Source organism: Microcystis sp. M31BS1, assembly GCF_020245285.1.
Classification (GTDB): Bacteria; Cyanobacteriota; Cyanobacteriia; order Cyanobacteriales; family Microcystaceae; genus Microcystis; species Microcystis panniformis.
The window spans coordinates 1-3,711 of the sequence record NZ_JADBVE010000077.1; the positions used below are offsets into that span (position 1 = coordinate 1).

Genomic DNA, 3,711 nt, shown 5'->3' on the forward strand with positions numbered 1-3,711 from the left:
AAACTTTTCTGACTTTTCTTCAGCCATTTATGAATGTTTGAATGATGCCCATTTGAAACATAAAAAAGAACTGGATTCCTTGCTGACTCTACGATTTCAGAAGTTTAATAAATCTCAGATTATGAACGTCTAAAGTATATCAAAGTAATTTGAGTTCCGGTGCTGATTCGGATCATCTTTCAATTTGACAACGCCAATTTTTCCCCAATCCAGTCTTTGACAATAGCTTGTAACGGTAAATCACGACGCTGACTTTCTTGCTCAAGAGCCTCTACCATCCATGAGGGAAACTCAAACGCAATTGTTTGTTCCTCGGAATTAGAACGTTTAATTTTAGTTAAATCCAAGTATTCGATGATATTTTCTCCATCATCAAATTTGCGGTCAAAATCTTCAGCTTTCATAAATTTCTACCTCTTCAGGTCTAGAGCGTCGGACTGAAATAATACGGATTTTGGTTTGACGATAGGTAACTACGGCTGACCAATGCTTACCTGCTATTATACCAATAACAACAAATCGTGGTTCATTTTCTGTTCGGGCTGGAATTTCGACTTTTTGGGAATCTAACCATAATACTTGAGCTTCAACAAAATCTAGACCATGTTTATTTTTGTTAGCTTGGCTTTTATTAGGATCAAATTCAAATTCCGGTTTTTTCATTCTCTTGGCTTCGTTTCCGTGGCTGCATCTCAATTTGGTCGAAATATCTATAGGACATTTTGGGCGCACGCAGTTCGATAAACTCACTGACCACTAGGTACTCCTACCAGAATATTATGGTAGTGACTGTATCGGCAAAAGTTATAGTACAATTGGGCTAATAAATTTTGGAATTCCCTTGCTGCTGTTATCAGTAAAAAGTTATCAGGTAGAACCCGAAGGGAGCGTCCCCAAGTAAAAGGGAAAGAGATATCACCTGACCATAATCTTGCTGGTTTTCTTGGATCTTGTCCGATGGCTCAGGGCAGATTTGAACTGCCGACCTTGGGCTTATGAGTCCCCTGCTCTGACCAACTGAGCTACTAAGCCGTTGTTTACACAGTTATCAATGATAACACATAATCACCCAATTGCACAAGAGCAAAAAAGGGAAGAAAAAATCTTCCCTTTGGGGGCATCTTTAACGTCTGCCTGGCAGGAAAGCGATGGGATTAACTGCGCCCTGGCCGGAGGGGTGAACCTCGAAATGTAGGTGGGGGCCGGTGCTAAAACCGGTGCTACCCATCTGGGCAATTGGCTCGCCTTGCTGAACAGTTTCGCCGCGACGCACCAACAGACGGCTGTTATGGGCATAGAGAGTGACGCTACCATCGGGGTGACGCAGTTTCACCAGATTGCCATAACCGCCAGAATTCCAGCCGGAGGAGATTACTTCACCGGCAGCCGCCGCCACAACTGGTGTACCCACTGGACCGGCGATATCGATGCCGCGATGAGGTCTGCCCCAGCGCCAACCGAAACCGGAGGTTAACACACCTCTGGTGGGCCAGATAAAGCCGGTAAAAATCGGGGCGGGATTAGGTAAATGCTCATCGGGATTAGTGAGGGGAGGAAGAGAAGGTTCTACGGTTTCGCCGACGGGAATTCGGAGGCGGTCATTATACTCTTCCACATTGGTAGGGGCCGAACCGATAATCTGGGGGGGGGTGCTTTGGTTAGAACGAGAACGAAGGGCAGTCCATTGGGGATTAGGGTTTATTTGTCGATCATCGGGGGTTTCTGCGGGATTATCGACGGGAATAGCGATACTTTTCTGGGTTTCCGAAAGGTTAGTTTCCCGCAGATTAGCCACCTCTTGGCGCAATCTTTCCCGATAGCTGCCGGTGATATTTTCGGGGAATTCTTCCGTCCCCGTGGTGGCGGTGGCGGCGGGCAAATTTTGTCGATTGCTGGGGTTAAAGGACAATCTAGGGCGATCGCCGACCAAGGGGGTAAGATTTTGATTAACTCTAGCGTTGGCAGAGCGGTCGGGAATCACTAGGGTTTGATTAACTTTAATCCGGTTGGGGTTGTCAATGCCGTTTTCCCTGGCTAATTCGGCGGGGGTGATGCCGAGAGCGCGAGCGATCGTGTTTAAGGTATCCCCTGGCCGAACCCGATAAACTTGATTTTCTGGGGGAATTATGACCCGAGGATTGGGAACGGCGGGAATTTCAGTCACAGGAGCCGGATTTCGTAGGGCGACGCTGGGAATTTCCGGTCTGCTTGTCAAGGGAGGATTAAGGGGAATTGTTGCTATCGTGCGATCGCTTTCAGGGGTGGGAACGGGAATCGGGATCACCTGGCTGGTTGGTCGAGGGGATTCTTCGGGAGCAATAACGGGAATCTCGACGCTAGTTGGCGAATTATCGGGAACGAGAGCGGTAGTTTCAGTAACGATTACTGTTTCCCCAGAATTGGACTGATGGGGGGTTTCCTCGGTTCGCAAGGCGGCCAAACTTTCTTGGAGACGTTGACGGGTTTGACGCAGACTAGCAGAGGAACTATCCAACTGCTCAGGAGTTGCTGCCGGGGCTGCCGGGGGCAACTGCTCAGGAGTGGGAATTTTTAAGGTTTGTCCGATAATCAGATCGGATTGGGGGGAAAGATTATTGCGGGTAGCGATCGCTGAAGGGGTGGTTTGATAGGTGTCGGCTAAACTCCACAGGGATTCTCCCGGTTTTACCTGATGGTCAACTACTGATGTGGCGATGAATTTGACGGTAGCAAGTGCTTGGGATTGGATTATTTGCGGTTCTTTTAGTTCTTTACCCGCAGCTTTGGCTTTTTGGGACAGGTCGATCACTTCCCATTCCGGAGGTACAGAATTGGCGGCCTGGGCTGATTCTGAGGTGGAGTTGAGAAGGCTAGGTACTCCCAGAGAGAGTGCTAATCCCAGCAGGGCAGCAGAGCAACGGACTCGGTTAGACTCAGCAGTGCAATTCTGTTCTGGGGTAGCGGATGTCATGGCGTTGTGGATAAAAGTCTCTTTCAAACAGACCTCCTGTGGTGTAAAGAGTTAGCTAGAGCCAGTCGATTAAGCCGATGATTCTAGCTTTCAGCATTAGCCTTGAGGCTAGAGTAGAAGTTAGGCAACTTTCTTTTTAGTCAAAATACCTAAAGGTGACTTTTAGGAGAGATTAACTTAGATTTTGAAATTGTGCAAGTCTCCCTCTGACTATTAGCATCGGGATCACGGCAAGTTGGTGACATTTTGAATGTCCAGATTGACGATGCTCTATCTCAGTTGTTCCAAGCTGATCAGCATTTTTGGTCTTGCCAATTTTTGCCAGTTTTTTCATAGAAATTTTTTATCTGTTTTGCGATTTACAAAGAAATTATTAATCATTCGCCGCTCGACAGGAAACAAGGGGCAACGATGGCTATTCAAGGTCAATACCGGATAAATAGGGTTTGCCGAAAAAATTTTTTCTGGGGGCAGGGTGTGGGGTGTGAGGTGTCGGTCGTCCATAGCCAATTAGGTTACACTTCGTCTTGATCAGAAAAAGGCTGTCATACTATTAGGGGTCGAGAAGGTCGTCACCGACCTCCCCTCCCATTCAGAACCGTGCATGAGACTTTCACCTCACACGGCTCCTAGTTTGACTGTTCCCTTGTTAAGGATACAGCTTGACTTCTTTTGGTTGCCATCTTGGCCTCCATCTGATGCCGATTTATCATCGTGACAGTGGCGGTGTAGTAATTGAAGGTTTTTATATTCATCCTTCC

The 3,711-nt window shown here is 47.2% G+C and carries 4 protein-coding genes, 1 tRNA gene and 2 pseudogenes; 1 reads left to right on the forward strand and 6 read right to left on the reverse strand.

The window, feature by feature from the left end; genetic code table 11:
* A pseudogene (locus IM509_RS04245) lies at positions 1–133 on the forward strand (IS630 family transposase); the annotation flags it as partial.
* A 46-nt stretch (positions 134–179) separates the two neighbouring features.
* Here IM509_RS04245 and brnA read toward each other — a convergent pair.
* The 6 genes and pseudogenes from brnA to IM509_RS23995 all read right to left on the reverse strand — a co-directional run.
* Positions 180–404, reverse strand: coding sequence for a type II toxin-antitoxin system BrnA family antitoxin (gene brnA / locus IM509_RS04250; RefSeq protein ID WP_002759052.1), 225 nt, complete (start codon positions 402–404; stop codon positions 180–182).
* On the reverse strand, positions 394–663 hold the full coding sequence (locus tag IM509_RS04255; protein ID WP_002759054.1) for a BrnT family toxin: 270 nt from the start codon (positions 661–663) through the stop codon (positions 394–396). The genes brnA and IM509_RS04255 overlap by 11 nt, the downstream gene beginning before the upstream one ends.
* A 295-nt stretch (positions 664–958) precedes the next feature.
* A tRNA-Met gene (locus IM509_RS04260) sits at positions 959–1,032 on the reverse strand.
* Positions 1,033–1,123: 91 nt separating this feature from the next.
* Positions 1,124–2,950: a peptidoglycan DD-metalloendopeptidase family protein gene (locus tag IM509_RS04265; RefSeq protein ID WP_185236753.1), complete on the reverse strand. Its 1,827-nt coding sequence runs from the start codon at positions 2,948–2,950 to the stop codon at positions 1,124–1,126.
* Positions 2,951–3,122: 172 nt separating this feature from the next.
* Positions 3,123–3,284: a hypothetical protein gene (locus IM509_RS04270; protein WP_185236752.1), complete on the reverse strand. Its 162-nt coding sequence runs from the start codon at positions 3,282–3,284 to the stop codon at positions 3,123–3,125.
* Between the two features lie 295 nt (positions 3,285–3,579).
* Positions 3,580–3,711, reverse strand: a pseudogene (locus tag IM509_RS23995) (HNH endonuclease); the annotation flags it as partial.

What these genes read in the sequence shown, in the direction of transcription:
- brnA (WP_002759052.1), bottom strand. Translation starts at nt 404, where the DNA reads ATGAAAGCTGAAGATTTTGACCGCAAATTTGATGATGGAGAAAATATC.
- IM509_RS04255 (WP_002759054.1), bottom strand. Translation starts at nt 663, where the DNA reads ATGAAAAAACCGGAATTTGAATTTGATCCTAATAAAAGCCAAGCTAAC.
- IM509_RS04265 (WP_185236753.1), bottom strand. Translation starts at nt 2,950, where the DNA reads ATGACATCCGCTACCCCAGAACAGAATTGCACTGCTGAGTCTAACCGA.
- IM509_RS04270 (WP_185236752.1), bottom strand. Translation starts at nt 3,284, where the DNA reads ATGAAAAAACTGGCAAAAATTGGCAAGACCAAAAATGCTGATCAGCTT.